The 26,839-nt window shown below is 63.2% G+C and carries 28 protein-coding genes and 1 tRNA gene; 8 read left to right on the top strand and 21 right to left on the bottom strand.

Annotated elements, in window-relative coordinates; translation table 11 throughout:
- Positions 1–33 precede the first annotated feature (33 nt).
- From rplK to HX613_RS03470, 8 genes are all read right to left on the bottom strand, one after another.
- A complete protein-coding gene (rplK, locus tag HX613_RS03505) occupies positions 34–471 on the bottom strand; it encodes a 50S ribosomal protein L11 (protein WP_198398453.1) in 438 nt (145 codons plus the stop codon).
- Positions 472–676: 205 nt separating this feature from the next.
- Positions 677–1,573 carry a transcription termination/antitermination protein NusG gene (gene nusG, locus HX613_RS03500; RefSeq protein ID WP_235344095.1) on the bottom strand — a complete coding sequence of 299 codons (897 nt, stop codon included), beginning with the start codon at positions 1,571–1,573 and terminating at the stop codon, positions 677–679.
- A gap of 94 nt (positions 1,574–1,667) precedes the next feature.
- The gene (gene secE / locus HX613_RS03495; protein WP_198398455.1) at positions 1,668–1,943 is read right to left on the bottom strand and encodes a preprotein translocase subunit SecE; all 276 of its coding nucleotides are present in this window, start codon (positions 1,941–1,943) and stop codon (positions 1,668–1,670) included.
- A 98-nt stretch (positions 1,944–2,041) separates the two neighbouring features.
- Positions 2,042–2,114, bottom strand: a tRNA-Trp gene (locus HX613_RS03490).
- A gap of 125 nt (positions 2,115–2,239) precedes the next feature.
- The gene (locus tag HX613_RS03485; RefSeq protein ID WP_235344094.1) at positions 2,240–3,901 is read right to left on the bottom strand and encodes a metallophosphoesterase family protein; all 1,662 of its coding nucleotides are present in this window, start codon (positions 3,899–3,901) and stop codon (positions 2,240–2,242) included.
- 23 nt (positions 3,902–3,924) lie between these two features.
- On the bottom strand, positions 3,925–5,004 hold the full coding sequence (locus HX613_RS03480) for a UDP-N-acetylmuramate dehydrogenase (protein ID WP_235344093.1): 1,080 nt from the start codon (positions 5,002–5,004) through the stop codon (positions 3,925–3,927).
- Positions 5,001–5,444 (bottom strand): MaoC/PaaZ C-terminal domain-containing protein, encoded by a 444-nt coding sequence (locus tag HX613_RS03475; protein WP_204234756.1) that lies wholly within the window; start codon positions 5,442–5,444, stop codon positions 5,001–5,003. Before HX613_RS03475 ends, HX613_RS03480 begins: the two co-directional genes overlap by 4 nt.
- Positions 5,441–5,890, bottom strand: a complete 450-nt coding sequence (locus HX613_RS03470) for an FAS1-like dehydratase domain-containing protein (RefSeq protein ID WP_235344092.1) — start codon at positions 5,888–5,890, stop codon at positions 5,441–5,443. The genes HX613_RS03475 and HX613_RS03470 overlap by 4 nt, the downstream gene beginning before the upstream one ends.
- A gap of 282 nt (positions 5,891–6,172) precedes the next feature.
- Between HX613_RS03470 and HX613_RS03465 the strand changes: the two genes are divergently transcribed.
- Together HX613_RS03465 and HX613_RS03460 are read left to right on the top strand one after the other, a co-directional pair.
- Positions 6,173–7,954: a biotin carboxylase gene (locus HX613_RS03465; protein ID WP_235344091.1), complete on the top strand. Its 1,782-nt coding sequence runs from the start codon at positions 6,173–6,175 to the stop codon at positions 7,952–7,954.
- A gap of 76 nt (positions 7,955–8,030) precedes the next feature.
- Positions 8,031–9,242: a serine hydrolase domain-containing protein gene (locus tag HX613_RS03460; RefSeq protein WP_235344090.1), complete on the top strand. Its 1,212-nt coding sequence runs from the start codon at positions 8,031–8,033 to the stop codon at positions 9,240–9,242.
- 40 nt (positions 9,243–9,282) lie between these two features.
- Here HX613_RS03460 and HX613_RS03455 read toward each other — a convergent pair whose 3' ends face one another.
- The 11 genes from HX613_RS03455 to HX613_RS03405 all read right to left on the bottom strand — a co-directional run bounded on the left by HX613_RS03455 (position 9,283) and on the right by HX613_RS03405 (position 20,800).
- Entirely contained in the window at positions 9,283–10,509 is a 1,227-nt protein-coding gene (locus tag HX613_RS03455) for an MFS transporter (RefSeq protein ID WP_235344089.1), read from the bottom strand.
- Between the two features lie 33 nt (positions 10,510–10,542).
- Entirely contained in the window at positions 10,543–11,664 is a 1,122-nt protein-coding gene (locus tag HX613_RS03450; protein ID WP_235344088.1) for an NAD(P)/FAD-dependent oxidoreductase, read from the bottom strand.
- 90 nt (positions 11,665–11,754) lie between these two features.
- On the bottom strand, positions 11,755–13,164 hold the full coding sequence (locus HX613_RS03445; protein ID WP_235344087.1) for an FAD-dependent oxidoreductase: 1,410 nt from the start codon (positions 13,162–13,164) through the stop codon (positions 11,755–11,757).
- A 17-nt stretch (positions 13,165–13,181) separates the two neighbouring features.
- On the bottom strand, positions 13,182–13,508 hold the full coding sequence (fdxA, locus tag HX613_RS03440; RefSeq protein WP_235344086.1) for a ferredoxin: 327 nt from the start codon (positions 13,506–13,508) through the stop codon (positions 13,182–13,184).
- Positions 13,505–14,305, bottom strand: coding sequence for a uroporphyrinogen-III C-methyltransferase (gene cobA / locus HX613_RS03435; protein WP_235344085.1), 801 nt, complete (start codon positions 14,303–14,305; stop codon positions 13,505–13,507). Before cobA ends, fdxA begins: the two co-directional genes overlap by 4 nt.
- A complete protein-coding gene (locus HX613_RS03430; protein ID WP_235344084.1) occupies positions 14,302–15,630 on the bottom strand; it encodes a sulfate adenylyltransferase subunit 1 in 1,329 nt (442 codons plus the stop codon). Before HX613_RS03430 ends, cobA begins: the two co-directional genes overlap by 4 nt.
- A complete protein-coding gene (gene cysD / locus HX613_RS03425) occupies positions 15,630–16,538 on the bottom strand; it encodes a sulfate adenylyltransferase subunit CysD (protein WP_235344083.1) in 909 nt (302 codons plus the stop codon). The genes HX613_RS03430 and cysD overlap by 1 nt, the downstream gene beginning before the upstream one ends.
- Positions 16,535–17,308, bottom strand: a complete 774-nt coding sequence (locus HX613_RS03420; RefSeq protein ID WP_235344082.1) for a phosphoadenylyl-sulfate reductase — start codon at positions 17,306–17,308, stop codon at positions 16,535–16,537. The genes cysD and HX613_RS03420 overlap by 4 nt, the downstream gene beginning before the upstream one ends.
- On the bottom strand, positions 17,305–19,029 hold the full coding sequence (locus HX613_RS03415) for a nitrite/sulfite reductase (protein WP_442862583.1): 1,725 nt from the start codon (positions 19,027–19,029) through the stop codon (positions 17,305–17,307). Before HX613_RS03415 ends, HX613_RS03420 begins: the two co-directional genes overlap by 4 nt.
- A gap of 154 nt (positions 19,030–19,183) precedes the next feature.
- Positions 19,184–19,954, bottom strand: coding sequence for a sirohydrochlorin chelatase (locus HX613_RS03410; RefSeq protein ID WP_235344081.1), 771 nt, complete (start codon positions 19,952–19,954; stop codon positions 19,184–19,186).
- On the bottom strand, positions 19,955–20,800 hold the full coding sequence (locus HX613_RS03405; protein ID WP_235344080.1) for an aldo/keto reductase: 846 nt from the start codon (positions 20,798–20,800) through the stop codon (positions 19,955–19,957). It abuts the gene before it with no gap.
- Between the two features lie 151 nt (positions 20,801–20,951).
- Between HX613_RS03405 and HX613_RS03400 the strand changes: the two genes are divergently transcribed.
- Positions 20,952–21,521: a hypothetical protein gene (locus tag HX613_RS03400; RefSeq protein ID WP_235344079.1), complete on the top strand. Its 570-nt coding sequence runs from the start codon at positions 20,952–20,954 to the stop codon at positions 21,519–21,521.
- Here the strand turns inward: HX613_RS03400 and HX613_RS03395 are convergent.
- The gene (locus HX613_RS03395) at positions 21,518–22,477 is read right to left on the bottom strand and encodes a squalene cyclase (protein WP_328284887.1); all 960 of its coding nucleotides are present in this window, start codon (positions 22,475–22,477) and stop codon (positions 21,518–21,520) included. The two genes, HX613_RS03400 and HX613_RS03395, sit on opposite strands and share 4 nt — an antisense overlap.
- Positions 22,478–22,570: 93 nt before the next feature.
- Here HX613_RS03395 and HX613_RS03390 point away from each other — a divergent pair, with 93 nt between their 5' ends.
- Positions 22,571–23,131 (top strand): PadR family transcriptional regulator, encoded by a 561-nt coding sequence (locus tag HX613_RS03390; RefSeq protein ID WP_235344078.1) that lies wholly within the window; start codon positions 22,571–22,573, stop codon positions 23,129–23,131.
- Here HX613_RS03390 and HX613_RS03385 read toward each other — a convergent pair.
- Positions 23,128–23,919: an SGNH/GDSL hydrolase family protein gene (locus tag HX613_RS03385; RefSeq protein WP_235344077.1), complete on the bottom strand. Its 792-nt coding sequence runs from the start codon at positions 23,917–23,919 to the stop codon at positions 23,128–23,130. The genes HX613_RS03390 and HX613_RS03385 overlap by 4 nt on opposite strands.
- 202 nt (positions 23,920–24,121) lie before the next feature.
- Here HX613_RS03385 and HX613_RS03380 point away from each other — a divergent pair, with 202 nt between their 5' ends.
- The 4 genes from HX613_RS03380 (at position 24,122) to HX613_RS03365 (ending at position 26,797) form a co-directional block, all read left to right on the top strand.
- Positions 24,122–24,364, top strand: coding sequence for a hypothetical protein (locus tag HX613_RS03380; protein ID WP_235344076.1), 243 nt, complete (start codon positions 24,122–24,124; stop codon positions 24,362–24,364).
- A 570-nt stretch (positions 24,365–24,934) separates the two neighbouring features.
- On the top strand, positions 24,935–25,156 hold the full coding sequence (locus HX613_RS03375) for a hypothetical protein (protein ID WP_235344075.1): 222 nt from the start codon (positions 24,935–24,937) through the stop codon (positions 25,154–25,156).
- A gap of 62 nt (positions 25,157–25,218) precedes the next feature.
- Positions 25,219–26,115 carry a tyrosine-type recombinase/integrase gene (locus HX613_RS03370; RefSeq protein ID WP_235344074.1) on the top strand — a complete coding sequence of 299 codons (897 nt, stop codon included), beginning with the start codon at positions 25,219–25,221 and terminating at the stop codon, positions 26,113–26,115.
- A gap of 100 nt (positions 26,116–26,215) precedes the next feature.
- Positions 26,216–26,797 (top strand): hypothetical protein, encoded by a 582-nt coding sequence (locus HX613_RS03365; RefSeq protein ID WP_235344073.1) that lies wholly within the window; start codon positions 26,216–26,218, stop codon positions 26,795–26,797.
- Positions 26,798–26,839 lie beyond the last annotated feature (42 nt).

Genomic DNA, 26,839 nt, shown 5'->3' with positions numbered 1-26,839 from the left:
TGCGCGAGCCCTACCACAGTGAAATAACTGGTCTCAGACCTCGATGTCGGTGGTCACGCCCATGGAGCGAGCGGTGCCGGCGACGATGCGGTCAGCCTGATCCAGGTCATTGGCGTTGAGGTCAGGCATCTTCGTGGTGGCGATCTCGCGAACCTGGTCGGCGCTCAGGTGAGCCACCTTGTCGGTGTGAGGAGTAGCCGAGCCTGACTTCACGCCTGCAGCCTTTTTGATGAGTTCTGCAGCCGGTGGGGTCTTGAGAATGAAGGTGAACGAACGATCTTCGAACACCGTGATCTCGACGGGAACGATGTTCCCGCGCTGGGACTCTGTTGCGGCGTTATAGGCCTTGCAGAATTCCATGATGTTGACGCCGTGCTGGGCAAGCGCCGGACCAATCGGAGGGGCCGGGTTAGCGGCACCTGCCTGAATCTGGAGCTTGACGAGGCCGGCTACCTTTTTCTTGGGAGGCATATTCGGTCCTTAATCTTGAAGTTTCGATGCGCCAGAGAAATACGGCGCATCGTCCGAAATCGGCTTCCGATGGGAACCGAGATCAAACCACACCAGTATTCCATGCCTGCAGACCCTGGAGCAAATGTCGGTGACAGGCATCACTGGGCGTGAATGGCGAAAGGGCCCGGAGATCACCGGGCCCTTTCCTACTGTGAAAATCTGCTCAGAGCTTGGACACCTGGTCGAAGCTGAGCTCGACGGGAACGTCGCGTTCGAAGATCGACAGCAGCACGGTGAGCTTCTGTGATTCCGGACGGATCTCCTGGATAGTTGCGGGGTGACCCTCGAAGGAACCTTCCTTGACGAGCACGGACTCGCCGACCTCGTACTCCACCTCGGTGATGGGGGCGGATTTCGCGGCCTGCTCGGCCTGCACACCTTCGGCGGCAGCGGCTTCGGCCTGGCGCTCTTCGAAGATCGGAGCGAGCATCGTGAAGACCTCGTCGATGGACAGAGGAGTCGGGTCGTAGGCGTTGCCCACGAATCCGGTCACGCCCGGGGTGTGGCGAACCGCGCCCCATGACTCATCGGTGAGTTCCATGCGCACCAGCACGTAGCCCGGAATGCGCACGCGACGGACCTGCTTGCGCTGGCCGTTCTTGATCTCGACGACATCTTCCATCGGCACCTGGGACTCGAAGATGAACTCTTCGAGGTTGAGGCTGATGGAACGGTTCTCAAGGTTCTGCTTGACGCGGTTCTCGTAGCCTGCGTAGGAATGGATGACGTACCAGTCACCCTCCTGCATACGCAGTTCCGACTTGAACTCTTCGGCCGGGTCGACCTCGTCGGCGGCAGCTGCCTCATCCGTCTCGGCGTCTTCGGCGGCTTCGTCATCGCCTGAGGCAACCTCATCCGAGTCGGCTGCGGCACTGTCGTCGGCAGGTGCCTCTTCAGAGACAGCCTCGTCAGCGGGTGCGTCTGCCACCAGCGCGTCGTCGGCGCTCACAGCGGAGGTTTCGTTCTCGACGTCTTCCACCACTGGTGCAACGCTCGACTCCTCTGGAGTGGCGTTCTGTGTCTCAGGGGTTTCCTGCTCAGGTGAACTGGTATCCGACACCGATCAATTCCTCGCTTCGCGTGTAGTGATTCCCATATGGGAGTGAAGGGTCTGCAACGTGTTTGAAATCCAAGTGATCACCGCTGGGGGTGAGTCACCACAATGGCCACAGCGGTGTTCCGCCGAAGACGAATCCGACGAGCTTGCCGAACACGAGGTCGAGAACTACCACGAGAAGCATCATGAAGAGGATGAAGCCCAGCACAACCAGGGTGTAGTTGACCAGTTGCTTACGTGTCGGGGTGACGACCTTCTTCAGCTCCGCGATGACCTCGCGGAAGAACTGCAGGATTCGTCCGAAGAACCCGAGCTGCTTACGACTGGTGCCTTTGGGCTTATCTCCAGTCTTCTTTGCCGGTGTGTCTTCCACACATCCTCACTCGGTCGGTTTCCATTGGGACAGCACAATTGTTCAAGCCCGTCGAGGACGGCGTTTCGCCGATATGACTCAAGCAGATATCAACTGCGCAGGGGTGACAGGACTCGAACCTGCAACCTACGGTTTTGGAGACCGTTGCGCTACCAATTGCGCCACACCCCTTCGATTCGACACCCTCGATTCGTGTTCCCCGAGTTGTGTCCAACCACGAGAAACGAGCATACCGTCTGTGACCGCCGTTAGTCGAACCGGGCTCCCATACCTGTCCGAACTCGACTTCCTCACCCCTATTCCTCCTCGTTCGCCGGCTGTGTCTGCGGCGGCTGAGCGACCAGCGGCACCGGCTCCGGGAAGGTCTTCCACGGCTCGATCGTGACCGTCTTGTCGGGGCTGACAGTGACGATCTGGACGTCTATGGGCCGTTTGGTCCGATTGTCCACGCGCACGATGCTCAGCTCCGCGTCCATCTTCAGCGGCCCCGGGGTCAGGGCGTTCGCCAGGGCGCCGCCTGTCGTCGAACTCACATAGCGGACTCCGCTGCCCAGGGTCTCCGGGCCGACTCGTCTGTGCCAGTGTCCGCTGAGGCTGTACTGCGCACATCCGGAGCGCAGTGACGGGGCCCCGATCCGCGCATCGTGGATGAGCATGATGTCGAAGTCGCTCGCGCAGGCCTCGTCGTTGAGCCTCTGCGCGTACTGATCGGCGGTGAGATCGGTCTCAAGCTCCGGCCCCGATCCGAACACGGTCCGACGGGGGTCGGGCCCGCCGAAGAACGTCACTCCGCTCATCGTCGCACTCGTGTCGTCGAGGACCTTCCAGCCCTGGCTTCTCGCGTGATTCGTGGTTTCGGCGGAGTCATGGTTGCCCTTGACGATCATCCGCGGCAGCTTGTCAGGCAGCTCGTCGTCGAGCACGTCGAAGCAGTAGTTCTCCGCCGAGGTGCCCGTCATCGTCACGTCTCCCCCGTCGATGTAGGCATCGGCATCGCTCATCCGAGTCACCGCGCCGACAACCCGGGCCATGCCGATGTTGCAGTGCAGGTCCGAGCCGAACACGAATGTCGATACGTCTGCGTTCAGCCCGTCCTCGTCCCCGCCCGGGCGAGGCACCATCCCCTGATCCGACCAGTTGCCGGTCTGGGGGCGCGTGGTCCATTTGGCGCGCAGGTTCTCCAGCACTTGGTCGTAGAAGGCGTCGTTGTCGTCGGAGAAGTCCTTGACCGCCGTGAACGCGGCATCGATGACCCCGCCGAGGCGGCCCGTGACCTGTGCACCGGCCAGTGGGGTGCCGTCGAAGGCGGGATCGGCGTCGAGAGGCTTGGGGCGGGTGAGGACTGCTGTGCCGACACTTGCCAGGACGAGAATGGTGACCAGGCCGATGCCGATGAGCTCCTTTCCGACGAAGGCCCTCCCGATCCCGGCGAGCCGAACGGGTCCGAGGATGAACGCCATGGCCACGATCACGCCGCTGATGAGGCAGACGGCCAGGGCCCACCGGGCCAGGATCTCTGTGGTCAAGCCGTCGACGACCTCGTTGACCTGTGCCTGTGGGGCTGAGAACAGGGAAGCGTAGGACGCGATGTCGCCGCCCAGGGCATCGACCGCTCCTCCCCCGGCTCCCTGCTCAGATCCATCGGAGGAATCTCTGTCAGAACGCCGTTCGGAGGCACCTGTGTGGGAGTCGTCCTCGTCTGCTCCGGAGACCGGGATCTGACCGATGTCGACGGTCAGTCCCAGCCCCAGCGGCAGATAGTCGTCTGCGGGGACGAGCAGTTTGCCCAGCGGACCGAAGTCAACGGTCAGCCGGGAGTCTGCTGTGATCTGATAACGGGCCTCATGCGGGCCGAAGCTGAGATCAGCACGTGCAGACAGGAGCGCCCATGGCAGGGTCACGGCTGCGACCACGGCAATGAGGATCAGCAGGGCTGAGGTTCTCCGACGGGGCGACACAGGCTGCATTTCAGGACACGGTCTCAGAGCGAGCAGGCGATGAACGTGGGTTCAGGCTCGAGGACGATGCCGAACTTCTCATTCACCCCGTCGACCACGGCGCGGGCGAGTTCGAGGACGTCGTCCGTTGCCGCCCGGCCGCGATTCGTCAATGCCAAGGTGTGTTTGGTCGACAGGCTTGCCCGACCCTCTCCGACGCTGAAGCCTTTGGAGAATCCCGCATGTTCGATCAGCCAAGCGGCCGAGGTCTTCGTCCGTCCCTCGATCGTCGATCCGCTCAGTGGATCGGTGACCGGGTAGCGGGGTGCCTCGGCGGGCAGCTCGGCGGGGTCGTCGACGATCGGGTTCGTGAAGAAGGAACCAGCTGACCAGGTGTCGTGGTCGTCTGGGTCCACAACCATGCCTTTGGACCTGCGCAGGGAGATGACGCTGGTGCGCACCAGCGTAGCCGGCACCGACTCTCCGATCTCGACGTCCAATGCCGAGGCGAGTTGTGCGTAGCGCACCGGCAGGGAGTCCGGGCTGCGATGCAGATCGAAGGTCACCGACAGCACCAGGTACTGGGCAGTGCCCGTTCTCTGCTGCGCACGTTTGAGCACCGAGGTGCGGTAGCCGAACTCGAGTTCGGCGGCGCTGAGGTGACGGACCTGACCGGCGAGGCGATCGAATACCTCGACCGAGGTGATGAGTTCGGCGACCTCTGTTCCGTAGGCGCCCACGTTCTGGATCGGAGTCGCTCCGACGGAGCCGGGGATTCCGGACAGGGCCTCGAGACCCGAGAGACCGCAGCCGAGGGTGAAGGCGACGAATTCGTCCCAGTTCTCCCCCGCCTCGGCGGTGACACGGGTTTCGGTCTCCGAGGTATCGGTCATCGTCACACCCTTGGTGGCGACCACGCACACGTCGGCGTCGAAGCCGGCGTCGGAGATGAGGAGGTTCGATCCGCCGCCGATGAAGAGGACATCGGCCGCGGGGTGAGCCGACAGACTCAGGGGATGTTCACGAGAGAAGTCAACGAGATCGTCCCTGGTCTCGGCGATATGCAGCCTGGCTGTTGGGCCGCCGAGGTGGAACGTCGTGAACTCTGCCAGATCCTTCGTCACCGCGAGACTCGGATCTGGGTGCGGCTGAGCACATCCTGGTCACCGGACTTCACCGTGACGTCGATGCGGGCGGTCCCCACAGCTCCGTCGACGGCCCCGACCACCGCGGTCATCGACAGGGTGGCGGTGGGTGTGGCCGGTGTGCCGGATTCGGCGTCGGGGACGAGCACCGGCGCGGAGAACCGTGTCCGGTAGTCGACGATCGCGCCCGGATCGCCGATCCATTCGACGATGGGGGCGATAACGACGGCCATCGAGAGCATGCCGTGGGCGATGACTCCCTCAAGACCCACCTCGGTGGCGAAGCGTTCGGACCAATGGATCGGGTTGTGATCGCCTGAGGCGCCCGCGTAGTCGACGAGCGATGCTCGCGACAGGGGGATCTCGGCTTCGACGACGGTGTCTCCGATGGTCAGTTGGGAGAAGTCGGTGACGCTCATTCTCCGTCTCCTCTCACAACGATGGTCGAGCTCACTGTGACGACAGGCTGTTCGGCGGCGTCGGTGATCTCTGTGCGGGTGGTGATCATGGCGTTGGGTCCCGACGCGCGCACGCCGTCGACGTGGGTCGTGGCGTCCAGGCTGTCACCGGCGACGATGGGCCGGGTGATGCTGAACTGCTCCGAACCGTGAACGACCTTGGAGAAGTCGATGCCGGACTCGGGGTCACTGATGTAGGCCGCTTCGGACTTCTGCGCGATGATCACGGCGAAAGTGGTCGGTGCCACGACGTCGTGATAGCCAAGGGCGGTCGCTGCCTCGGTCTCGAAGTGGTAGTCGGCCTTCGCGTTGGTGGCCAGCGCGAATTCCGCGACCGCCTCCCGCGACACCTCATAGGGGCGTGGCAGAGAATAGCTCGTTCCCTGCTTATCGGTATTCACCGGCATAGTGACTCTCTTTCGAAAAGACGTGGTGATCCCAGCCTAGCGGCCCCTCACCACGCGAGGGGAATTCACCCGACTGGTACGTTCTACCTCGGATTTGACCGCGAATTCGCATCGGGTTCATCCAATTGATGCACCATCGTCCTCAGCCACCGAAAACTGGTATAGGTTGTTGCCCACATCACGTTTGACGTTCGGCATCCGAATCATCGCCGCGATGAAGCGGGCGGACGACTCAGGTGACTGCGAGCAGTTAGCCCAGATGTATTGACAAGGAGCAGTGCCATGACGAACAATCCTGCAGACCCAACCCCGTCGACGACGACTGGGAACACGGACGGGTCGGGCACGCCGACCGGCACGGGAGCAGGCGCGAACAGGCGTGTTGTCAAGGACGCTGTCGCGGTTCCCGGCACCGGTCGACCAGTCAACTCGACAGAGGCTCGCATCCCCGATGCCGCAACCGCCCCGCCTCAGGCAGTGCCGGCGCCCGCGCCCACCCCAGCTTCCACCTCGGCGCCGGATCCGGCAGATGTCGAAGTCCATGTCGGCACCGATGCCGCCTATGCGGGCAAGGAGGCCGAACGGGTCCAGATCCGACGGCCGCTGCGCAACATCTCCGAGGTCCGCCACTTCTTCCGCACCAACATCACGCCGATCTATTTCATCGGTGCGACCCCATTCAACCTGCTCGGCCTCGACCGCTGGGTCCGGAACTTCTCCTACATCACGTACTACGACGGATGGGACGGCGGGCACCCCCGCGTGTTCTCCCCGCGTTACAAGCCGTTCGTCGAATTCGACAGTGGTGAGGCGATCAACAACTGGCTCCTCCTCAACGCCGAGGTGCGCGCCCATATGACGACGAATGTGCCCCACGGTGAGCGACCCAAGGTGGCAATGGTCTTCTTCGACGAGGAGACCGAGCGGATCTGCCGCGAACTCGGCTACGACCTCATCCTGCCCTCGGCGACGCTGCGCAACCAGCTCGATTCGAAGATCGAGACGACGAAGCTCGGCAATGAGGCCGGGGCCTTCTCCGTGCCCAATGTGCTCACCACGGCCGACACGTATGCGCAGCTCAACGCCGAGGCCGAGAAGGAGAACCTGGGCACCGACCTCGTCGTCCAGACCCCCTACGGGGATTCGGGGAAGACGACGTTCTTCATCGCCGCCGAGGAGGACTGGAACCGGCACAAGCACGACATCATCGGCGAGCAGCTGAAGATCATGAAGCGCATCAACAACACGCCCGTGGCGGTGGAGGCGGTGATCACCAGCAGCGGAGTCGTCGTCGGCCCGTTCCTCACTGAACTGGCCGGCTTCGCCGAGCTCACTCCGTACAAGGGCGGCTGGTGCGGCAATGAGATGACCCCCGATGTGCTCACGGCAGACCAGCGCACTCGCGCCAGGGAACTGGTGCGACGCATGGGTGAGGGACTGCGCATGCGCGGTTACCGCGGCTTCTTCGAGGTCGATGTGCTCGTCGATCTCGACACCGATGATGTCTGGCTCGGCGAACTCAACCCGCGCATCTCAGGAGCCTCTGCGATCACCAACGTCACCGCCGGTGCCTATGCCGACGTGCCGCTGTTCCTGTTCCATCTGCTCGAATACATCGACGTCGAGTTCGATCTCGACGTCGATGAGATCAATGAGCGGTGGGAAGAGCTCTCCGGGGCTGATGAGTGGAGCCAGATGGTCATCAAGGAGACCGCTGACATCACGGAGTACATCACGCACTCACCGCTGACCGGTCAGTACTTCCTCGACCAGTACGGGACTCTGACCTACAAACGCGCCGCGCTCGACTGGCATCCCCTGCAGAACGGCAGTGAGGTGTTCTTCCTGCGCATCTTCGGGGCCGGCGAATACCGGTGGAAGGGCGCCGACCTCGGTGTGCTCGTGACGAAGAACCCCCTGCAGACCAAGGCCGGGGGTCCGAACGCACTGAGCATTCGGGCCAAGCACTTCATCGATTCGATCCGTGCGATGTACGCCGGTGTGCCTGTTGCTGTGGAGGATCCCTCACCTGCTCTGGGCGGCCCCGGAGCAAAGGGCGATTGACATCCCTGGTGGTAATCTCATCACGGACTGACGCAAATGCCGCAGACTGCACGAGACGAATTCGAAGAGGTGGAGAGTGACCGAGACGTCGCCGGACAATGCTGTGCCCGTCGCCCCCGTCATCGACAAGGACAACTGGCAGGATGCCGATAACGTTCGCTGGTCCTTCCAGCACGTCGATCAGGTGCTGCCCACGACGCCGATCTCCCGCGGGGCCGGACCTGTGGCAGAACTGCCCGTGGAGCTGCAGGACCTGGGCAGCATCGAGGTTCCGAAGACCGAGTTCTCCGAGGCTCGCAGCGTGCGCAGCGTCATCGAGACCAGCGACACGGATGCGTGGATGGTCATGCACAACGGCACGGTGCTCACGGAGGAGTACTTCTCCACGATGCGCCCGGAGACCGAACACCTGCTGATGTCGGTGAGCAAATCACTCGTGGGCACGGTGGCCGGTGTGCTCGTGGGCGCCGGGGATCTCGATCCGAACCGTCTGGTCACCGACTACGTCCCCGACCTCGCATCCTCCGGATATGCCGGGGCCACGGTGCGTCACATCCTCGACATGCGCTCGGGAATCAAGTTCTCGGAGAACTACCTCGACCCGAAGTCAGAGGTCAGGCAGATCGAGGAGTCGATCGGCTGGTCCGAGACGAACCCCGAGGGCCAGGCCAAAGGCATGTATGAGTTCCTGACCACGCTGGAGGCGAAGTCCGAGCACGGCGGGGTCTACGAATACCGCTCGTGTGAGACCGATGTGCTGGGCTGGGTGTGCGAGAAGGTCGCCGGTGAGAGCATGCAGGTCCTCATGTCGCGCGTGCTGTGGTCGCGGATCGGAGCCGAACGCGATGCGCTCATCGCCACCGACCAATACGGTGTGGGCATGTTCGACGGTGGCATCAACACCACTCTGCGCGACCTCGCTCGCTTCGGCTACCTGTATGCGAACCGGGGAGTCTCCCTCACCGGTGAACAGGTGGTGCCGACCTCGTGGGTCGGGGACACGCTCACCGGTGACGCGGACACCAGGAAGGCCTTCGCCGACGGTCCCGATGACAATCGGATGCCCGGCGGGATGTATCACAACCAGTTCTGGTTCCCTTTCCCGGATTCGCACGCCTTCCTCGCCTTGGGCATCCACGGGCAGATGATCTACATGAACCCGGGAGCCAACTTCGTCGGCGTCAAGCTCTCCAGCTGGGGCCTGCCGCAGGATGCTGCCAAACTGTTCCCCACGATTCGGGCCTTCGACGCCCTGGCGAAAGCAATCAGCGCACCGATCGTCGACTGATTTCTCCGGAGCGCTGTGCATCTGGCGGCTGCCCTGTGCTTCAGGTGTCGATTCGCACCGTGCGAAACGGCGAGAACCACAGGCCGCCAGCGGCCAGGGTGAAGATCCCAGCGGCGATGATCAGCGCGAGTTCAGAGCTCGCGGCGGCAGCGAGGATTCCGGCCAGCGGCGACACGATGACCACGACTGCGCGATTCGTCGATCGCATCGTCGTGTTCGTCCGCGCCTGGAAGCCGTCGGGAGTGATCGACTGCCGGTAGGCCATTTCGTGGGAGTTGCTCAGCCCGATGCCGAATCCGTGGAGGAAGACTCCGACGAAGAGGACGGGCACCGTTACGGCGCTGACCGTTGCCGCCAAGAGGACGAGTACTCCGCAAGCCGAGCACACATGCGCGAGGATCACGGCTCGTCCATTGCCCAGCTTCTCCCCCGCCGCACGAGAGCTCAGGGCTCCGATCATTCCGCCTGTGCCGCTGCCGGCCATGACGATGCCGAACCAGAAGGCGTCGATGCCGATGTCGTTGAGGAAGTAGTCTGCGGTGACCGCGGCGAGGATAGCCTGTGCGGCGAACCACACATGGGTCCATACGGCGAGATCTCTCAGGCTCGGGGTCGAATAGACCCACTTCAGCCCGGCCCCGATCTCCCGGCGCAGGTTCGGCTGGGCCGAATCATCGGCCCGCGATCGGCTCGGCTCCTCAACGTGGATGAGAGAGACGACGACTGCCGAGAACAGGAAGGTGCCTACGTTGACGAGCACAGCGAACGGCGCCGCGACGACCGCGAGCAGCGCACCGCCGATGGCCGGACCGGCCGTCTCAGCGACGGCGTTGGTCCCGTCGATCCTGGCATGGGCAGACTGCAGGCTCCGTGTCGGAATGAGACGGGGCACGAAGGCCTGTGAGGCACTGTCGTTGATGAGAGTCGCCGTTCCCAGAACCGCGGCAAGCAGAAGCAGCGCGCTCAGAGTCAGCAGGTCCAGGTACCACAGCACCGGAATCGCACACAGCAGCAGCGCACGCACGAGGTCGCTGGCAATCATGACGGGCCTGCGGCGAACCCGATCGATGAGCGCACCCAGCACGAGGCCCAAGAGGAGATAGGGAAGCCACCTCGCTGCGTTCATCCAGCCCAGGCCGACGGTTCCCGCGTGCAGGTAGTCGACGACGATGACCTGCAGGGTCAGGATGGTGATCCAGCTGCCGAATCCCGATACGGTTTCGCCCGCCCAGAACCACCGAAAGGCTCGGGGCAGCTGCGCGCTCATGGCTTCAGGTTAGCAAGGCACTGTCGTTCGAGGTCATAGGCCCAAGTGCGCGATCTCTGCTGCTTGCTGCCCGAGGATCGCTCTGGCGATTGCGTCGCCGATGAGCGGCCCCATCGTCAGCCCGCCCGCACCGAAGCCGGAAGCCAGCCACAGGTCTTGCGCACCGGGGACAGCCCCGGCATAGGGCAGTCCGCTCGTGCGTGTGGACATGGGTCTGACTCCGACTCTCGTCTCCACCACCGTGGCCTCTGCGAGTCCGGGAGCGATCCTGAGCGCATCGGAAAGCACCTGATGCTGCCCCGCAGCTGTTGCGCGCACGTCGAATCCGACACCGTCCTCACGGGTAGCGCCGATGACGACTCTGCCTCCGTCGAAGGGAGTGATGTAGTGGTGGTCGAGCGGGTGCACAGTCGGCCATGGCGAGGTGTTGACCGCGTGCAGACCCAGGTGAACCAGCTGTCCTCGCTGCGCGGTGATCGCCACACTATGACCAAGCCGCTGCAGCATCTCCGTGCTCCGGGCTCCACCAGCGACGACGATGGCGTCGAAGTCCTCCGTCGCCGAGGTGGTCCCCACCTTCCACGTGCCACCTCGGTGTCCGCTGGAGATGGTTCTCGCCGAATCGTGCACAAGCCGCGCGCCGTAGGCGTGCGCTCCGGTCAGAATGGCATCGCGCAGGGTACGACCATCGACGCGACCGCCCCCGGTGATGAACAGGCCTGTCATCTCCGGGGCGATGGGCGGGAAGATCTCGCGCAGATTCGCAGAGTCCATGTCGTGGACCTCGCCGGCAACGGGCCCGGCACCTGCGGCACGATCACGGATGAGTCGGGCCGCCTCGGCGAGCACGACAGGATCTGAGTTGACGACGAGCGCACCGGATCTGCGGTATCCCAGCTCGGGGATCCCCAGAGCGCTGAGGCGATTGAGGAAGTCCGGGTAGAAGTTGCCTCCGGCGGCATAGGTCTCGTAGTAGGCGCCGGTGCTCGTCGAGACCCAGGGCGCGATGATGCCGGCGCTGGCGGCGGTCGCCTGACCGGCCATGGCGTCGTCGACGATGGTGACGCTGACCTCGCGTGAGGCCAGGCCGAACGCGACAGAGGCGCCTGCGATTCCGCCGCCGATGACGGCAACTCGAGCTGATGTGTCGATCACGGCAGTGCGTCTCCTCTGACGAGTGCGAACCTTGTATGGCGGCTGTTGACCACCTCGACCCTACGCCCTCCCGCCAGCGCCTGACTCGGCTCAGGTGCCGGAGTGGGATTCGCTCCTGACCTGATCACGGGCCTCACGCAGCATGGCCTCTCGAGTCGCGAGCTTCACTCGCTCACGACCTTCGGCTTCGCCCAATGCCTTCTCCGCGGTCTCCAGCCGGTGGTAGCCCTCCCAGTCCGCGAAGTCGACGCCCTTGGACTCGAGGAGCTCGACGATCGAGTCCTCATCGGGGAACAGCGGTTCGGTGAGTACGCCGGCGGCGCGGTCGTCGAGGATGTGACCGATCGTCTCGAGGGCATCGCCCTTCGTATGACCGATGAGTCCGACAGGACCGCGCTTGATCCAACCGGTCGCGTAGACTCCCTGGACGACATCGGCCTCAGCAGCCGAAGCCTGCTCTCCTGTGTCCACGACGCGTCCCTCGTGATTCGGGATCACACGTTTGGCCTCGTCGAAGGGCAGCTGCGGCAGAGGCGTGCCGGCATAGCCGACGGCGCGATAGACGGCTGTGACGTCCCAGTCGATGAACTCTCCCGTGCCCGTGACTCCCCCTGTGCCGTCCAATTCCTGGCGTTCCGTGCGCAGGCCGGTCACAGCATCCTCGCCGAGGATAGCCACCGGCGCGTGGAGGAAGTGCAGGTGCAGACGGCGCTTGGCCCCAACAGGCTCACGCATTGTGAAGTCGGTCAGCGTCTTCGCAACCTGCTTGGTCTGATTGCTCGACTCGATCGCGGCCAGAGAGCCCTCGTCGAACTCGAAGTCCTCGGGGTAGACGATGACGTCGACGTCCTTGACCTGGCCGAGTTCGCGCAGCTCCAAGGGGGTGAACTTCGCCTGCGCAGGACCACGCCGACCGAACACGTGCACGTCTGTGACCCGCGAGGACTTCAGGCCCTCGTAGACATGATCAGGGATCTCGGTCGTGTGCATATCGTCAGCCTGCTTCGCCAGCACACGGGCAACATCCAAAGCGACGTTGCCGTTGCCGATGACCGCAACCTTCTCAGCGTCCAAAGGCCAGGTTTGGGCAACATCCGGATGCGAGTCGTACCAGTTGACGAAGTCAGCGGCACCGTAGGAGCCGGGGAGATCGACTCCGGGCAGGTTCAACGAGGCATCGATGAAGCAGCCTGTGGAGAAGATCACCGCGTCATAGCGATCCGTCAGCTCGCCCAAAGCGATGTCGGCACCGTACTCGACGTTTGAGAACAGGCGGATGTCACCGCGATCGAGGACCTTGATGAGGGCATTGATGATGCCCTTGATCCGAGGGTGATCGGGGGCCACCCCGTAGCGGACCAGGCCGAACGGGGTGGGCAGCCGGTCGAAGAGATCGATGCTGATCTCGAAGTCACGCTCGGCCTTGGTCAGCAGGTCGGCAGCGTAGATGCCGGCCGGGCCGGCGCCCACGATGGCCACGCGGAAGGGATTCGTCGTCATGGTTCTCCTCAGGACAGTCAGTCGTCGGTGTTCTGGGGCGGCAGGGCCGCGATCAAGGGGTGGTCGCCGTCGATGACTCCGTGCGCGGCGGCTCCGCCCGGGGATCCGATGGTGTCGAAGAAGTCGACGTTCGCAGAGTAGTAGGCTTCCCATTCGTCGGGGACGTCGTCTTCGTAGAAGATCGCCTCGACGGGGCAGACGGGTTCGCAGGCGCCGCAGTCGACGCATTCCTCGGGATGGATGTAGAGCGAGCGGCTGCCCTCGTAGATGCAGTCGACGGGGCATTCGTCGATGCAGGCCCGGTCCTTCAGGTCGACGCAGGGCTGGGCGATGATGTAGGTCATGGGTTCCTCATGAGTTCTGGCTCGGATACCTGCGCTGCGGCAAAGGCTCCGACGGCATACGGGCTCAGGGTCACTACGTCACCGGCGATGACAACGGCCGGTGAGCGGACACCTCGGCGTGCGGCCTGGAAGGCGATCGTATCGAGAGTGCCGACAGTGACCCGCTGGTTGTCTCCGAACCCGTCTTCGATGATCGCGACAGGGCAGTCTCCCCCGCGGGCGCCGCGGGCCAGGATCATCGCCGAATGCGCCAATGTGCCGATGCCCATGAGCACGACGACCGTGTGGTCGCGTCCTCCGCCGAGTTCGGAGAGCTGATCGTGGCCGGTGATGACCGTGTACGCGGTGGCCAGTCCCCTGTGAGTCAGCGGGATTCCGGCGACGGCGGGAACCGAGTTCGCACTCGTGACTCCCGGCACCACCTGCACGTCGACGCCGGCTTCGTGGCAGTGGGCGAGCTCTTCGCCGCCGCGGCCGAAGACGAACGGGTCTCCGCCCTTGAGTCGGACCACACGGCGCCCGGCGCGAGCCTGTTCGACGAGGATCTCGTTGATCCGCTGCTGCGGAACCGGATGGTGCCCCGGGGTCTTGCCGACGTCGATGATCTTGGCCTCGAGTGACTCCCCGCGCTCGGTCTCGAGCTGGTCGATGACCGAACGCGCGCCGAGGCGGTCCGCCACGATGACCTCGGCCGCTTCCAACGCGCGCAGGCCTTTGACGGTCAGCAGGCCGAGATCACCGGGTCCCGCACCGATGAGCAGCACGCTGCCCGGTGCCTGACGAGTGAAGAGGCTCATGACACTTCGTCCTCGGGAGTGTGGATTCCTGCGGCCACGGTGGACCCGGTCTGCGGATCGATGATGAGGAAGCCGCCCGCGCGTCCGTGCTCGCGGAAGTCCGCGATCGGCAGAGCGGTGGCCAGCTTCACCTGGGCTGTGCCGATGTCGTTGCCGGCGAGCACCTCGGCGGGTTCGGATCCTGCGGTCAGCAGGTTGTGCTTCGATTCGATCGTCATGATCGCCTTGACTGTCGAGGTGCCAGCCTTGACGAGCACCCGGTCGCCGGAGCGCAGCCCTTCGGAGGTGAAGGGGAAGACCTCGGCCCGCAGAGCCTTCCGAGGTTCGGGCAGGCTTCCGGCAGCGGCGAGGACGCTGCCGCGCGCGGTGTCGATGTCATCGGCCAGACGCAGCGCCACTGACAGCGGGGCGCCCGCGGTCTCCAGCGGACCATCTGCCGTGTCGATGCCGACCACAGTGGTTCGCAGACCGGCCGGATGAACCTCGATCTCATCGCCGAGGCGGATCCGTCCTGACGTGACCTGGCCGGTCACCGCCCGGTAGTCGCGGAAGTCATCGGGGTCGAGTCCCGGTGCCAGGCCGCCCTGCGGGCGCAGCACGGACTGCACGTCGAGGCGGAAGGGCTCGAGGTCGGCCGTGTCCTCTTCCTTGCTGGGCAGGTTCTCGAGCAGCTCCAGCAGCGCGGGACCCTGGTACCAGGGCGTGTTCGCCGAAGCCTCGGCCACATTGTCACCTGCCAGTGCAGAGACCGGGATCAGATGAGCCGAGTCGAGTCCGATCTCAGCCGTCAGCGCTTCGATCTCGGCCTTCACCTTCGCATATGCCACCTGATCGTAGTCGAGGAGGTCGATCTTGTTGATTGCGAGGATGACGTGCCCGATGCCCAGACGGTGGACGACGGTGAGGTGGCGACGAGTCTGCTCTGTCGCACCGGTGCGTGCGTCGATGAGGACGACGACGGCATCGGCGGTCGTCGCTCCGGTGACCATGTTCCGGGTGTACTGGACGTGTCCGGGGCAGTCGGCGAGGATGAACGACCGTTTGTCGGTGGCGAAGTAGCGGTAGGCGACGTCGATCGTGATGCCCTGTTCCCGTTCGGCCCGCAGTCCGTCGGTGAGCAGGGCGAAGTCGAATTCGCCGCCGACGAAGCCGCGTTCCTCACTGGTGCGTGTCACGGCCTCGAGCTGGTCGGCGAGGATTGCCTTCGCATCGTGGAGGAGTCGACCCACGAGCGTCGATTTGCCGTCGTCGACGGAGCCGGCCGTGGCGAAGCGCAGCAGCGTCTTCGTCTGCGTGGCAGCGGTGGTGTCTGGTGTCGTGGTCATCAGAAGTATCCGTCCTTCTTGCGGTCTTCCATCGCCGCGGCCGAGATCCGGTCGTCGGCGCGGGTCGCTCCGCGTTCTGTCACAGTGGTCACAGCCACCTCGGCGAGGACCGAGGAGATGTCGTCGGCGTCGGATTCCACGGCGCCCGTGCAGCTCATGTCGCCGACGGTGCGATAGCGCACCGACTTGCGGATGACGGACTCGTCGGGCCGCGGGGCCGAGAACTCACCCGTTGACCACCACATGCCGTCGCGCTGGAAGACCTCGCGCTCGTGGGCGTAGTAGAGGTGGGGCAGGGCGATGTTCTCCCGGGCGATGTAGCTCCACACATCGAGTTCGGTGAAGTTCGAGATGGGGAACACGCGCACGTGCTCACCATTGACGTGGCGGCCGTTGTAGAGGTTCCACAGCTCGGGGCGCTGATTGCTCGGATCCCACTGGCCGAATTCATCGCGCAGGGAGAAGATGCGCTCCTTGGCGCGGGCCTTGTCCTCGTCACGGCGGGCACCGCCGAAGACGGCGTCGTATCCGCCCTCGGCGATCGCGTCGATGAGCGGCTGGGTCTGCAGGGTGTTGCGGGTTCCATCGGCGCGCTCGCGCAGGCGGCCGTCGTCGATGTAGTCCTGGACCTTCGCCACGCTCAGGTCGATGCCGTAGCGCGCGGCGGTCTCATCGCGGAACTTCAGGATCTCCGGGAAGTTATGGCCGGTGTCGACGTGGAGAAGTCCGAACGGGATCTTCGCGGGCCAGAAGGCCTTGGCCGCGAGGTGGAGGACGGTGACGGAGTCCTTGCCGCCGGAGAACAGCAGCACGGGCTTCTCGAATTCGGCGGCGACCTCGCGGATGATGTGGATCGCTTCGGATTCGAGGACGTCGAGGGTGGACAGTGGTGTGTGATCGATGCTCATACGTGCAGCCCGCATTCTGTTTTCGAGGTTCCAGCCCAACGGCCGGCACGGGGGTCCTCCCCTTCGGCCACGGGGTTGGTGCAGGGCTGGCATCCGATGGATGGATATCCCTGCGACAGCAGTGGATTGACCGGCACGTCGAAGGCACCGGCGTAGTCGAGAAGATCGTCGAAGGACCAGGCGGCCAGGGGGTTGATCTTGACCAGCCCGTTCTTCTCATCGAAGGTCACCAGCGGCGTATTCGCGCGGGTCGGTGCTTCGTCCCGGCGGACTCCGGTGAACCAGAGTTCGTAGCCGGCCAAAGACTTCTTCAGAGGTGCGACCTTGCGCCGGGCGCAGCAGAGGCCGGGGTCGCGGTTGAACAGCTCGGCACCGAATTGGGCATCCTGCTGTGCCACGGTCTGCTCCGGGAGGACGTCGACGATGTTGACGTCGACTTTCCTGGCCACCTCGTCGCGGGTCGAATAGGTCTCCGCGAAGTGGTAGCCGGTGTCGAGGAAGAGCACGTCGACGCCGGGCAGGTACTGGGCGACATAGTGCGGCAGGGCCGCATCGGCCATCGAGCAGGCCACCGCGCAGGTGGAGGTGTCGAAGTTGCGTGAGACCCAGCGGATGACGTCGGCCGGGTTGGCCTCGGCCACGCCGTTGTCGGGATCGCCTGCCAGCTCCTTGGCCCCCGCCTCGGCGAGGGACTTGAGCTCCTCGATGCCGCGGCGGTGGCGGGTGGGCGTGGGCAGCGCTGCTGTGGTTCGGGTTTCCGTGGTGCTCATACCAACTCCTCGTCTTCGACCCTGTGGGCCCATTCGGAGAACGTCTCGGTCTCATCGCGTCCGTCGAGGAAGCGGCGGACGAGCTTCTCGACGTAGTCGCTGAGGTTGTCGACCGTGACCTTGAGGCCGCGGACCGTGCGGCCGAGGCCGGCTTCGTCGCGGTCTTTCGAGGCCAACCCCCCGCCGACGTGGACCTGGAACCCGGGAACCTGCTCACCCTCGTCGGTCGTCACGATCTGGCCCTTGAGCCCGATGTCGGCGGTCTGAATGCGTGCGCACGAATTCGGGCAACCGTTGAGGTGAAGACTGATCGGGTGGGGCAGGTCGATACCCGCGAGGCGCTCTTCGAGCGCCGTCACCGCATCCGCTGCTGTCTGCTTAGTCTCGACGATCGCGAGCTTGCAGTATTCGATGCCGGTGCAGGCCATGGTCGAACGGCGGAAAAGGTCCTTACGGCTGGAGAGGCCGAGGGCATCGAGGCCTGCGACGACCTCGTCGATGTCTGCTTCGTCAATATCGAGGAGCAGGACCTTCTGATGCGGAGTCGTGCGCAGTCGCGTGGATCCGAACTTCTCAGCCAGATCGGCGATCTGATTCAGCAGAGTGCCCGAGGCGCGACCTGCGATGAGGCTGACTCCGATGTAATACTTTCCGTCGGCCTGCTTGTGCACGCCCACGTGATCGCCCGCTGTCATAGGCTTCTCCGGGGCGGGACCGTCGGCGAGCTTGTACCCGAGGTACTCGGTCTCGAGGACCTCACGGAACTTCTCCGGGCCCCATTCGGCGAGGAGGAACTTCAGACGTGCCTTGTTGCGCAGACGGCGAAAACCGTAGTCGCGGAAGATCTCGGTCACGCCGAGCCAGGTCTCGACGACCTGGTCGGGCGCGACCCACACGCCGAGTCGCTCGGCGAATCGGGGAACCACCGACAGGGCTCCGCCGACCCACAGGTCGTAGCCGATGCCCTTCTCGGGATGTTCGACGACGACGAACGAGCAGTCGTTGATCTCATGGACGACGTCCTGGCTGGGATGGCCGGTGATCGCCGTCTTGTACTTGCGGGGCAGGTTCGACAGGCTCGGGTCGCCGATGTAGCGGCGCGAGATCTCTTCGATCGCCGGTGTCGGGTCGATGAGCTCATCGGCGGCGATGCCCGCCACGGGAGAACCGAGGATGACACGTGGGACGTCGCCGCAGGCCTCGGTCGTCTGCAGGCCCACGGATTCGAGGCGCTCCCAGATCTCGGGCACATTCTCGATTTCGATCCAGTGGAGCTGAATGTTCTGTCGGTCGGTGAGGTCGGCACTGCCGCGACCGAAGTCGTTCGAGATGCCCGCGATGGTGTGCAGCTGCTCGGTGGTGAGCTTGCCACCATCGATGCGGATCCGGAGCATGAAGTACTCATCCTCGAGCTCATGCGGCTCGAGCTTGGCCGTGCGACCGCCATCGATGCCGGGCTTCCGCTGCGTATACAGTCCCCACCAGCGGAAACGAGCATGCAGATCATCGTCGGTGATCGAGGCGAAGCCGCCCTTCGAATACACCTCTTCGATCCTGGTGCGGACGTTGAGCCCGTTATCCGCCGCCTTGTCGACTTCATTTTTGTTCAACGGTTCCTGACCGTCGATCTTCCACTGACCGTTTGACTTCTTCGGTCGGGCCGGCCGTGTGGAAGCCCCAGACCTCGGAGTCTGCTTGATTTCTTCTACATGTGCGGACACGATCGTCTCCAAACGCTGCTGTGAACCTTTGATGAGTCACGCTACAAGAGATATAGATTGCTCAACAAATTAGGGTCCCCAATCATGTCTTTTCGTGACACATGACGACATAAGTCGACCGATGACGATCCTGGTCGTGGAAATTGACCCCGGTTCAGAGTGCTGAGATTATCCGGTCCCGAACGACATCGACCAGCAATGGCGGGGTTCTCGCGCCGTCATGGAGCAGCGGTGGTGCGAGGGTCTCGCGGGAATCAGAAATGAGCGTCGAAGTGAGATCCTGGAAGAATCCCGGCGCCAGAAGATAGCTCGAGAGCACTATGCGTGCACCGGACCCACATTTCTGCTCAACAATATCGCCCAAGCGCTCTCCCCTGCCGGCATGAAACCCTGCAACGACGGGCCTCGAGAGCTCATGAGCCAGAGATTCAGCCATCTCCAGGCAGGCATCGTTGGCCCTGTCGTCACTTGATCCTGCGGCCGCGAGCACCACCTGATCTTCGTCTTCGAGGTTCGGCAGACGCTCGGCCAGGATCCGGGCAAGCCGAGGGTCCGGCCCCAGCGTCGGCGTCAGTCGGATGTCACGACTCCCGGCTCGCACGCTCGCTTCAGGCTGGTCAGCGTCTGGCTCCGTTCGCCCATCGGCGCCTCCCGCAGCACGGACGGCGTCAGCGAGGTCGACATGAACGTGATAACCCGGGGAGAGCAGCAGCGGCACGAGGATCACTGGGGAATCAGGCGGCAGGGCCGAAAGCACCTCGGCGACATCAGGGTGCTGGACATCGACGTGGCCGAGCATCACCTCGGCGGCCAGGCCTCGGCGGTGCAGGTCCTCAGTGACGGCGGAGGCGAGCGATTCGATGACCTTGCGCCCCTCTGCCGACGAGGTGCCGTGGGAGATGAGACCGATCGATGGCAGGGTCATTCAGATCACTTCCAGTGGCAGCGGCGATGTCGGGGCGGGGAATGCACGATCGATGTCGACCGCCGCAGCGTTGGCCCGCACATGATCTGGCCTCGAGGCCTTGGGGATCGCGATGACATCACCGGACCGGATCGCCCAGGCCAAGAGGATCTGGGCGGTGCTCGCGTCGTGGCGGCGGGCCACCTCGGCGGGGGTGGGATCTTTAAGCAGCTGCCCCTGTTCCACGGGCGAATACGCCATCGTCGTGATGTGCGGTCGGCTGTCGCGGTGGGCGGGCAGAAGGTCGAACTCCGGACCCCGGCGGGACGGGTTGAGCAGGACCTGATTGATCAGCGGCACCGCGGGCAGGTCCGCGATCTCGGCCGGGTCGAAGTTGCTCACACCCCAGGCTCCGATGAGACCCCGTTCGCGGAGTCCCTCGAAGGCGGCGATCGTCTCCTCCACCGGGTATGAGCCTGGCCAGTGGAGCAGGTAGAGGTCGATGTGGTCGGTGCCGAGGACAGACAGGGACCGCTCACAGGCCTCGACTGCACCGGATTCCGAGGCATTCGTCGGCAGCACCTTGTCGACGAGGAACACCTCATCACGCACAGGTGCGATCGCCTCTCCGACGAGGTTCTCGGATCGTCCGGAACCGTACATCTCCGCGGTGTCGACGAGGCTCATGCCCAGCTCGATACCTTCGCGCAGCGCCGCGATCTCGGTGGTTCGCTGCGCTGGATCGTCGCCGATGTGCCAGGTGCCCTGCCCGAGGAGCGGAAGGCCAGTGCTGTCGGCTGCTGTCGTGGTGGGGATCATCCGGTCATCGTAGTCGAGACTGCGACGGTGGCGGGGATCAGGCGTCATGTGCCTGGATGGACACATGTGTCTCCGGAACTGAACAGCGAAATCCTTCGCTGTCGGTGCAGTGATGGCAGAATCGTCAATGAACGAACAACGCCCGTGGTGTCAGATGAGTCATTCCTGGCACAGATGAATTCCGATGAGGAGCAACAAGATGAAACCGATGCAGAAGTCACCCTCGCGACCAGGAGCAATCATCGCCGCGGCTGGTGTCGCATTGGCCCTGACGCTGAGCGGCTGCGGCGGAGGTGATGAGAAGAAGACTGACGAGGCCGCGCAGGGTGAAGAGACCAAGGCCCCGGGTGCCATGCAGGGCGAGGCTGCTGAGACGGAAGAGCCCACGGAGGCCGGAAACTCGGAGGCCGCGAAGCCGGAGCCCAGCAAGACCAAGTATGAGGATCCCTACAAGGATTCCCCGAAAGCCACCTCCTGGGCCAGTGACGACGGGATCAAGGTCAACAAAGAAGGCGACGGAACGGTTCCGAAGGCATCACTTGAAGCCGACATCGACGACCTGTTCAAGAACAAGTTCAAGATGAAGGTCAAGGCGGTCGAGTGCAGAGACGATATGAAGGTCATGGACTGGTGGGGCCTGACTAGCTGCGAGGTTCAAACGAAGAAGAAGACCTACTTCGGCTCGGTCAAACTCGTCGACCACAAGAACGATATGGTCAAGTACGAGGTCAAGTTTCCCGGCCTCGACCCGAGCGAAGTCGACTTCTAGGCCGAATCCCACCATTCCAGAACTCTGGTCGCCTGGAGGGTCACCCACTTCGACGGTTCGCCTGTCGGCACGTCGATGTGGAACCAGACGTCGCCGTCGAGCCGGTGCCCCTGCAACCAGGTCCCGTCGTTTTGACGCTGCGATCTGATGACCTCGATCGCCTCCGCCATGCGCGGATCGGGACCGGTGCCGTCTGCCGCCGCCCGGAAGCAGTCGGCCTCCCGGAAGTAGTCGGCCGCAGCGAGGACGTTGTAATAGGCTCGCCTCGGATGGACGAGGCTGAATACGCGATCGCAGAAGGGTTCCCCCGTCGAGAGCCTGCGGAAGAGCTCACGATGCAGCAGGTATTCCTCTCCTCGGGCCCTTGCGGCCGCCACCCTCTCAATATCGCCGGTTCGCACCTGGTAGTCGAGGAGTCCGATCAGGGCATTGAGCGTGGAATGGTAAGAGGCCACCCTCGACCCTTCCACCCATTCGCAGTTCCAGCCCCCGTCGTCGAGTTGGTGGTCGAGGAACCAGTCGACGATCGCGTCGACGTCTGCACCGAGCCACAGACCGTTCGACAGCGTCATCGCATTGATGCACACGTCGACTTCCCCGCCCCAATACGGCAGGTCGTCGTATTCCCATTTCACCGGAGCCAGCTTCTCGGCTGTTCCCTCCAGCGCCGAGGCGGGAGCTCCCCAGTCTCGAAGCTGATTGAGCGCCCAAGTCGTGGCCGTCCACGGCTGAGGCCCTTCGCCCCCGAAATCCGACGGGAAGTACGCACCCCCGGCCCACTGCCCGTCAGCGTCCTGATGGCTGAGAAGCTCACGGCCAAACCCTTCGGTCGGCACCTTCGCCCGCGTTTCCCTCCAGACGTCTTCGTCGAGGCCCAACAGGTCGCGTTCGACCTGCCAGCGCAGGGCCGGGTCGGAGTCCAGGAGCCAGTTGCTGAGCCGTGTGTCCATCATCATTGATTCCCTACGGTGGGCAAGTGCGTGACCTGAGTCTACGTCCGGAATAATCAACTTTGTGATCGGTCGAGATGCCGGGCTATGGTGTCGGCTATGGCACTTCAGGATGCGATCTTGGCCGCGATCTCGAATGGCGAGGCCTCCGGATACGACATGGCGAAGGCATTCGACGTGACCGTCTCGAACTTCTGGGCCGCCTCGCCGCAGCAGCTCTACCGCGAGCTCGACAAAATGGAGGCGGCCGGCCTCATCGAAGCCCGGGCAGTCCACCAGCAGAAACGACCGAACAAACGACTGTTCTCCCTCACCGACTCCGGCCGTGCCGCTTTGCACGACTTCACGATCCGCACCCCCAAACCGACCGCCATCCGCGACGAACTGCTCGTACAGGTCGAGTCGATGGAACTCGGAGACGCCGCATCGATCAAGGCCAATGTGCACGACAAGCTCGAGGCTTCGAAGTCGAAGCTGAAGAGCTACGAGCAGACTCGCAGACACCTGCTCGAGGGCCGGAGCGAGCAGGCTTATCTGGTCGAGGCCGACCACCTCGGCCCGTACCTCACCTTGGCACGGGGGATCACCTTCGAACGGGAGAACATCCGCTGGTGCGAGTTCGTGCTGGCGACACTCGCCGATCGGACAGCAGCCTCCTAGTACCCGTCTGTGACGATCGGCCCCAGCTCAGGGCGTTTGGCCACTCGACCGTCGCCTGACGACTTGCCGGTCAGCCGCCGATAGACCCATGGCCTGACGTGTTTCCACCACCATTGTGCTTCGGTGCCGCCTGTGCGCACCGGCGCTGGCCCGTCTGGAGCACCGAGGAAGTCGAACCCGATCGGGAGGCCGAAGCTCGCAGCAGCGGCACAGGCGAGCCGCTCGTGACCAAGTGTGGCCAGGTGAAGGCGATCTTCGTCCCAAGCCCGGGGATCTTCGAAGACCGAATTTGTGGTATCGGTCAACGGCAGGACTCCGTGGGTATCGACGAGGTGCTGGTAGATCGCATTGAGTCGCAGTCGACGGGTGTTGATCAGTCGTCCGGCTGGCGAGACCCCGGCGAGATTGGGGATGGGGACTACGAAGACCTCGGCGCCGGCAGAGATCAATGGCTCGACGATCCCTCCGAGGGCACTCTTCAGGGCGCCGAAGTCGACACGGGGCCGCATGATGTCATTCATTCCGGCGGTCAGAGTCACGAAGCTGGGCCGCAGCGCAATGGCCGTCTGGATCTGCGTGTCGACGATCTGGGCTGTCTTGTATCCGCGCACGGCCAGATTCGCATAGTGAATGGGCCGATGTTGTCCGTAGTGCGCTGTCAGAAGTGCGGCCAGGCGATCGGTCCAGCCTCGCGGGCTGCCATCGGGCCAGGGTTCGTCACCGACGCCCTCGGAGAGGCTGTCCCCGATCGCAACATATCGCAGCGGAAGCCTGGGATCACCGCTCACAGGGTCGCCGCCATCTGGACTCGACTACGCAAAGGCCGACAACCGAGATCCCGCGGTCCGTGCAGATGTCGAAAGTGGTCTTTCATCACAGGCTCCATTAGTCAACAAATTGAGTAACGATCATCTTAACTTCACCCTCAACCGCGGGTCCACCGAAAACAAACACCCTGAAGATTCAATTATTCAGGTAGCCTTGTTTTTTATGAAGGAGTCAACCTCCGAACGCCGTCGCAACCGACGCGAAGCGATCACCCTGATGATCCTCGTCCTGTGCGTCCACTCCTGCTTCAAACTTCTCGGCTGGGGCTCACAAGATCTGTCATGGTGGCAGGTCATCTTGGTTGCCCCGGTATCCGCAGCCATCTACTGGGCCCTGTGCAGCACATTTCGGAAGTTCGCGGCGGAATTCGCACCAGAGGACGTCATTGCGCAGCCGCACGAGTGAGCGGTGAATCAGAAGAACCCCCACCCTGCAGGTGGAGGTTCTTCTGTCAGTGTAGCGGGAGGGGGGCTCGATCCCCCGACCTCACGATTAGAGGATTCACCACAGAGGCTGCTTTCGCCCAACTAATCGGTGATCATATTCCGCTCGCTGGTGGACAACTACTCGCTGCCGCCTGGAGTAAGGCTCTTGTCGATCTGCTCGCCGAAGGGGTCGGACGATGACGGCCAAACATCTCACGGTCGGCTCGGTACGATCGATGCTCACTCGGGCCGGAATCGATTACTCAGCCTTGACTTTCGCTCTCATCGACAGGTCAGGTACGCACACCAGCGGTATGCACGAGGGCCAGTACGTTGAGGAGATGGACGTTCGAATCACCGGAGACCCAACCGCCAGGCGAGGAGCTCGAACAGTGCTCGGAGAGCGCGGACTCTGGCTAACACCGACCCGCGAATACGATGACTGGAGCCTCGGTGCTATTCCAGTAGTAGCGCGAGCATAGTGCCATGTCAGTGACGAGTAGTAACGTATGTCACTTAGTACCAGCACAAAAGGCAAGGAGACGCGAACATGGACATCGGAGTCATAGTGGCGCTAGTACTCGCCGGATTTCTGCTTATCGGAATCCTCGGAATAGCCGTCAGGCTCGCGTTCTTCGCCTGCGCTGCACTAGCTGTCGCCTCCTTCCTTCAGATTTTCTTGGTCGAGTCTTCCGGTCCGCTCTGGCTCGCAGCGATCGGCGGCACTCTAGGCTTCTTCATCTTCGGGGCCATGTCTGCGCGACCCCGGTAGTAGGACAGCTAGTCGCTAATGCTAAAAACAATCTCACTTCCCCTAATCGAAAGTGAGATTCCATGTCCGCCCGCGATCTGTCAAAGCCCCACCAGGCACTTCACGACTCCTTCACCACGTCCCTCTCTAACTACCGCTCCCCACACACCGTCGAACTGCGCGGGTACTATCTTCAACGGCTGATGCTCTGGACCCAAGACACCACCAACCACAAATCAGTCCTCAAGCTCACTCTCGTCGACTTCCACACATGGCTCTCCAAAGACGTAGGACCAGCGATCTCGACAAAACGCTCAGCTCGGTCCACTCTCAGCGTCTTCTACGAGTGGGCCGAGACCATCGGCAAGATCAAGAAGAACCCCGCCCGTAAACTCCCCAAGATGCGCAACAGCATCGGCATCCCAAACCCCTGCCCCATCGACGACATTCACAGAGCGCTCGAGCGAGCAACCCGACCCATTGATGTCCTCATGATCCTCTTCGGAGAACTCCAAGGAATGAGAGCCGGTGAGATCTCCCGCGCACACTCCGACGACGTCATGCTCCCGACCAAAGAACTTAGGGTCCTCGGCAAGGGAAACAAACAACGCCTTGTCCCCCTCCACCCCCTCATGCAAGACCTGTTACCCCAATTCCCCGCCGGATACTTTTTCCCTTCCGACCAGAACCCTTCAGGTCACATGCTGCCCCGATCAATCGGACGACGAATCCGGCATCTGCTCGGCTTTCAACCGGGGAGGAATGCCCACTCCCTGCGACACAAATTCGGCGTTGACGCCCTCGAGCTCAACCCCGACCTCATGGGTCTCCGTGACCTCCTCGGCCACGCTTCGGTCGCTACGACCCAGATCTACACCAAAGCTTCCAGCAGCCGTTTAAGGAAGCTGGTCGACGACCTGCCAGAACCGGCTGGCCACCGCGACAAGATCCAAGCTCTCCGGCGACAAGCAATCTCCTAATCACGAGCGTAGCGAGACCCCTCTTATACCCGCGACAAACACCGACATCGCGTGTGCCCGAACTTCGTGCACAAGTCCACAACGAGACAAAGGAACCGTGATGAGCAAGATTCCCACTCACTACCCCGTCAAATACAAATGCGGCCATACCGCCAGCACCGATCTCTCGAAGGTGCCACCATCGAGGCGAGCACAGGCTGCTAGGTCTGACTTCTACGCCACCAAAGCAGGCAAAGATCAGAACGGAATGATCTGCCCCAAGTGCTTCAAAGAGCAACGGACTGCCGACACAAAGAGTTTCCTCAATCAGCTCATGCTCGACACTGAAGCCTTCGAAACCGAGCATGACCTTCCCTCGCTCGAAGGCACAGACCGCATGGTCTCGTCCGGACTCGTCGACAGTGCACGACGTGACCGATACACCGTTCTCTCGACCCTCCTTGGTGGGGATACGGAATACCCGGACAACCGCGACGACGTTCTCGGCGCAGCGCAGGCGCTGACCTGGGCCGGGTGGTGGGCCAATACGTTGTCCTACCGAATCCGCAAGGACAACGATTACGGCCAGGAAGAGTTCTACACCCTCGTCATTGACGGTGCTGAGCAGGAAGCCAAACGCGATAAGAGCGATCACGTCGTAGCTGAGAACCCCCACGACTGGAATCCCAACGAACCAGAATGACCCACCCGAGGTGAACACCATGACCACCCGAACCGAGGAGGA

The sequence above is a fragment of the Brevibacterium sp. UCMA 11754 genome, from assembly GCF_021532275.1.
Classification (GTDB): Bacteria; Actinomycetota; Actinomycetes; order Actinomycetales; family Brevibacteriaceae; genus Brevibacterium.
The sequence above is the reverse complement of the archived record's forward strand: the minus strand, read 5'-3'. Positions and strand labels throughout refer to the sequence as shown.

Coding starts and splice junctions, on each gene's coding strand:
- rplK (WP_198398453.1), bottom strand. CDS start 471: ATGCCTCCCAAGAAAAAGGTAGCCGGCCTCGTCAAGCTCCAGATTCAG.
- HX613_RS03475 (WP_204234756.1), bottom strand. CDS start 5,444: ATGAGCGTCACCGACTTCTCCCAACTGACCATCGGAGACACCGTCGTC.
- HX613_RS03470 (WP_235344092.1), bottom strand. CDS start 5,890: ATGCCGGTGAATACCGATAAGCAGGGAACGAGCTATTCTCTGCCACGC.
- HX613_RS03465 (WP_235344091.1), top strand. CDS start 6,173: ATGACGAACAATCCTGCAGACCCAACCCCGTCGACGACGACTGGGAAC.
- HX613_RS03455 (WP_235344089.1), bottom strand. CDS start 10,509: ATGAGCGCGCAGCTGCCCCGAGCCTTTCGGTGGTTCTGGGCGGGCGAA.
- HX613_RS03445 (WP_235344087.1), bottom strand. CDS start 13,164: ATGACGACGAATCCCTTCCGCGTGGCCATCGTGGGCGCCGGCCCGGCC.
- fdxA (WP_235344086.1), bottom strand. CDS start 13,508: ATGACCTACATCATCGCCCAGCCCTGCGTCGACCTGAAGGACCGGGCC.
- cobA (WP_235344085.1), bottom strand. CDS start 14,305: ATGAGCCTCTTCACTCGTCAGGCACCGGGCAGCGTGCTGCTCATCGGT.
- HX613_RS03430 (WP_235344084.1), bottom strand. CDS start 15,630: ATGACCACGACACCAGACACCACCGCTGCCACGCAGACGAAGACGCTG.
- cysD (WP_235344083.1), bottom strand. CDS start 16,538: ATGAGCATCGATCACACACCACTGTCCACCCTCGACGTCCTCGAATCC.
- HX613_RS03420 (WP_235344082.1), bottom strand. CDS start 17,308: ATGAGCACCACGGAAACCCGAACCACAGCAGCGCTGCCCACGCCCACC.
- HX613_RS03410 (WP_235344081.1), bottom strand. CDS start 19,954: ATGACCCTGCCATCGATCGGTCTCATCTCCCACGGCACCTCGTCGGCA.
- HX613_RS03405 (WP_235344080.1), bottom strand. CDS start 20,800: ATGACGCCTGATCCCCGCCACCGTCGCAGTCTCGACTACGATGACCGG.
- HX613_RS03400 (WP_235344079.1), top strand. CDS start 20,952: ATGAAACCGATGCAGAAGTCACCCTCGCGACCAGGAGCAATCATCGCC.
- HX613_RS03395 (WP_328284887.1), bottom strand. CDS start 22,477: ATGATGATGGACACACGGCTCAGCAACTGGCTCCTGGACTCCGACCCG.
- HX613_RS03390 (WP_235344078.1), top strand. CDS start 22,571: ATGGCACTTCAGGATGCGATCTTGGCCGCGATCTCGAATGGCGAGGCC.
- HX613_RS03380 (WP_235344076.1), top strand. CDS start 24,122: ATGAAGGAGTCAACCTCCGAACGCCGTCGCAACCGACGCGAAGCGATC.
- HX613_RS03375 (WP_235344075.1), top strand. CDS start 24,935: ATGGACATCGGAGTCATAGTGGCGCTAGTACTCGCCGGATTTCTGCTT.
- HX613_RS03370 (WP_235344074.1), top strand. CDS start 25,219: ATGTCCGCCCGCGATCTGTCAAAGCCCCACCAGGCACTTCACGACTCC.
- HX613_RS03365 (WP_235344073.1), top strand. CDS start 26,216: ATGAGCAAGATTCCCACTCACTACCCCGTCAAATACAAATGCGGCCAT.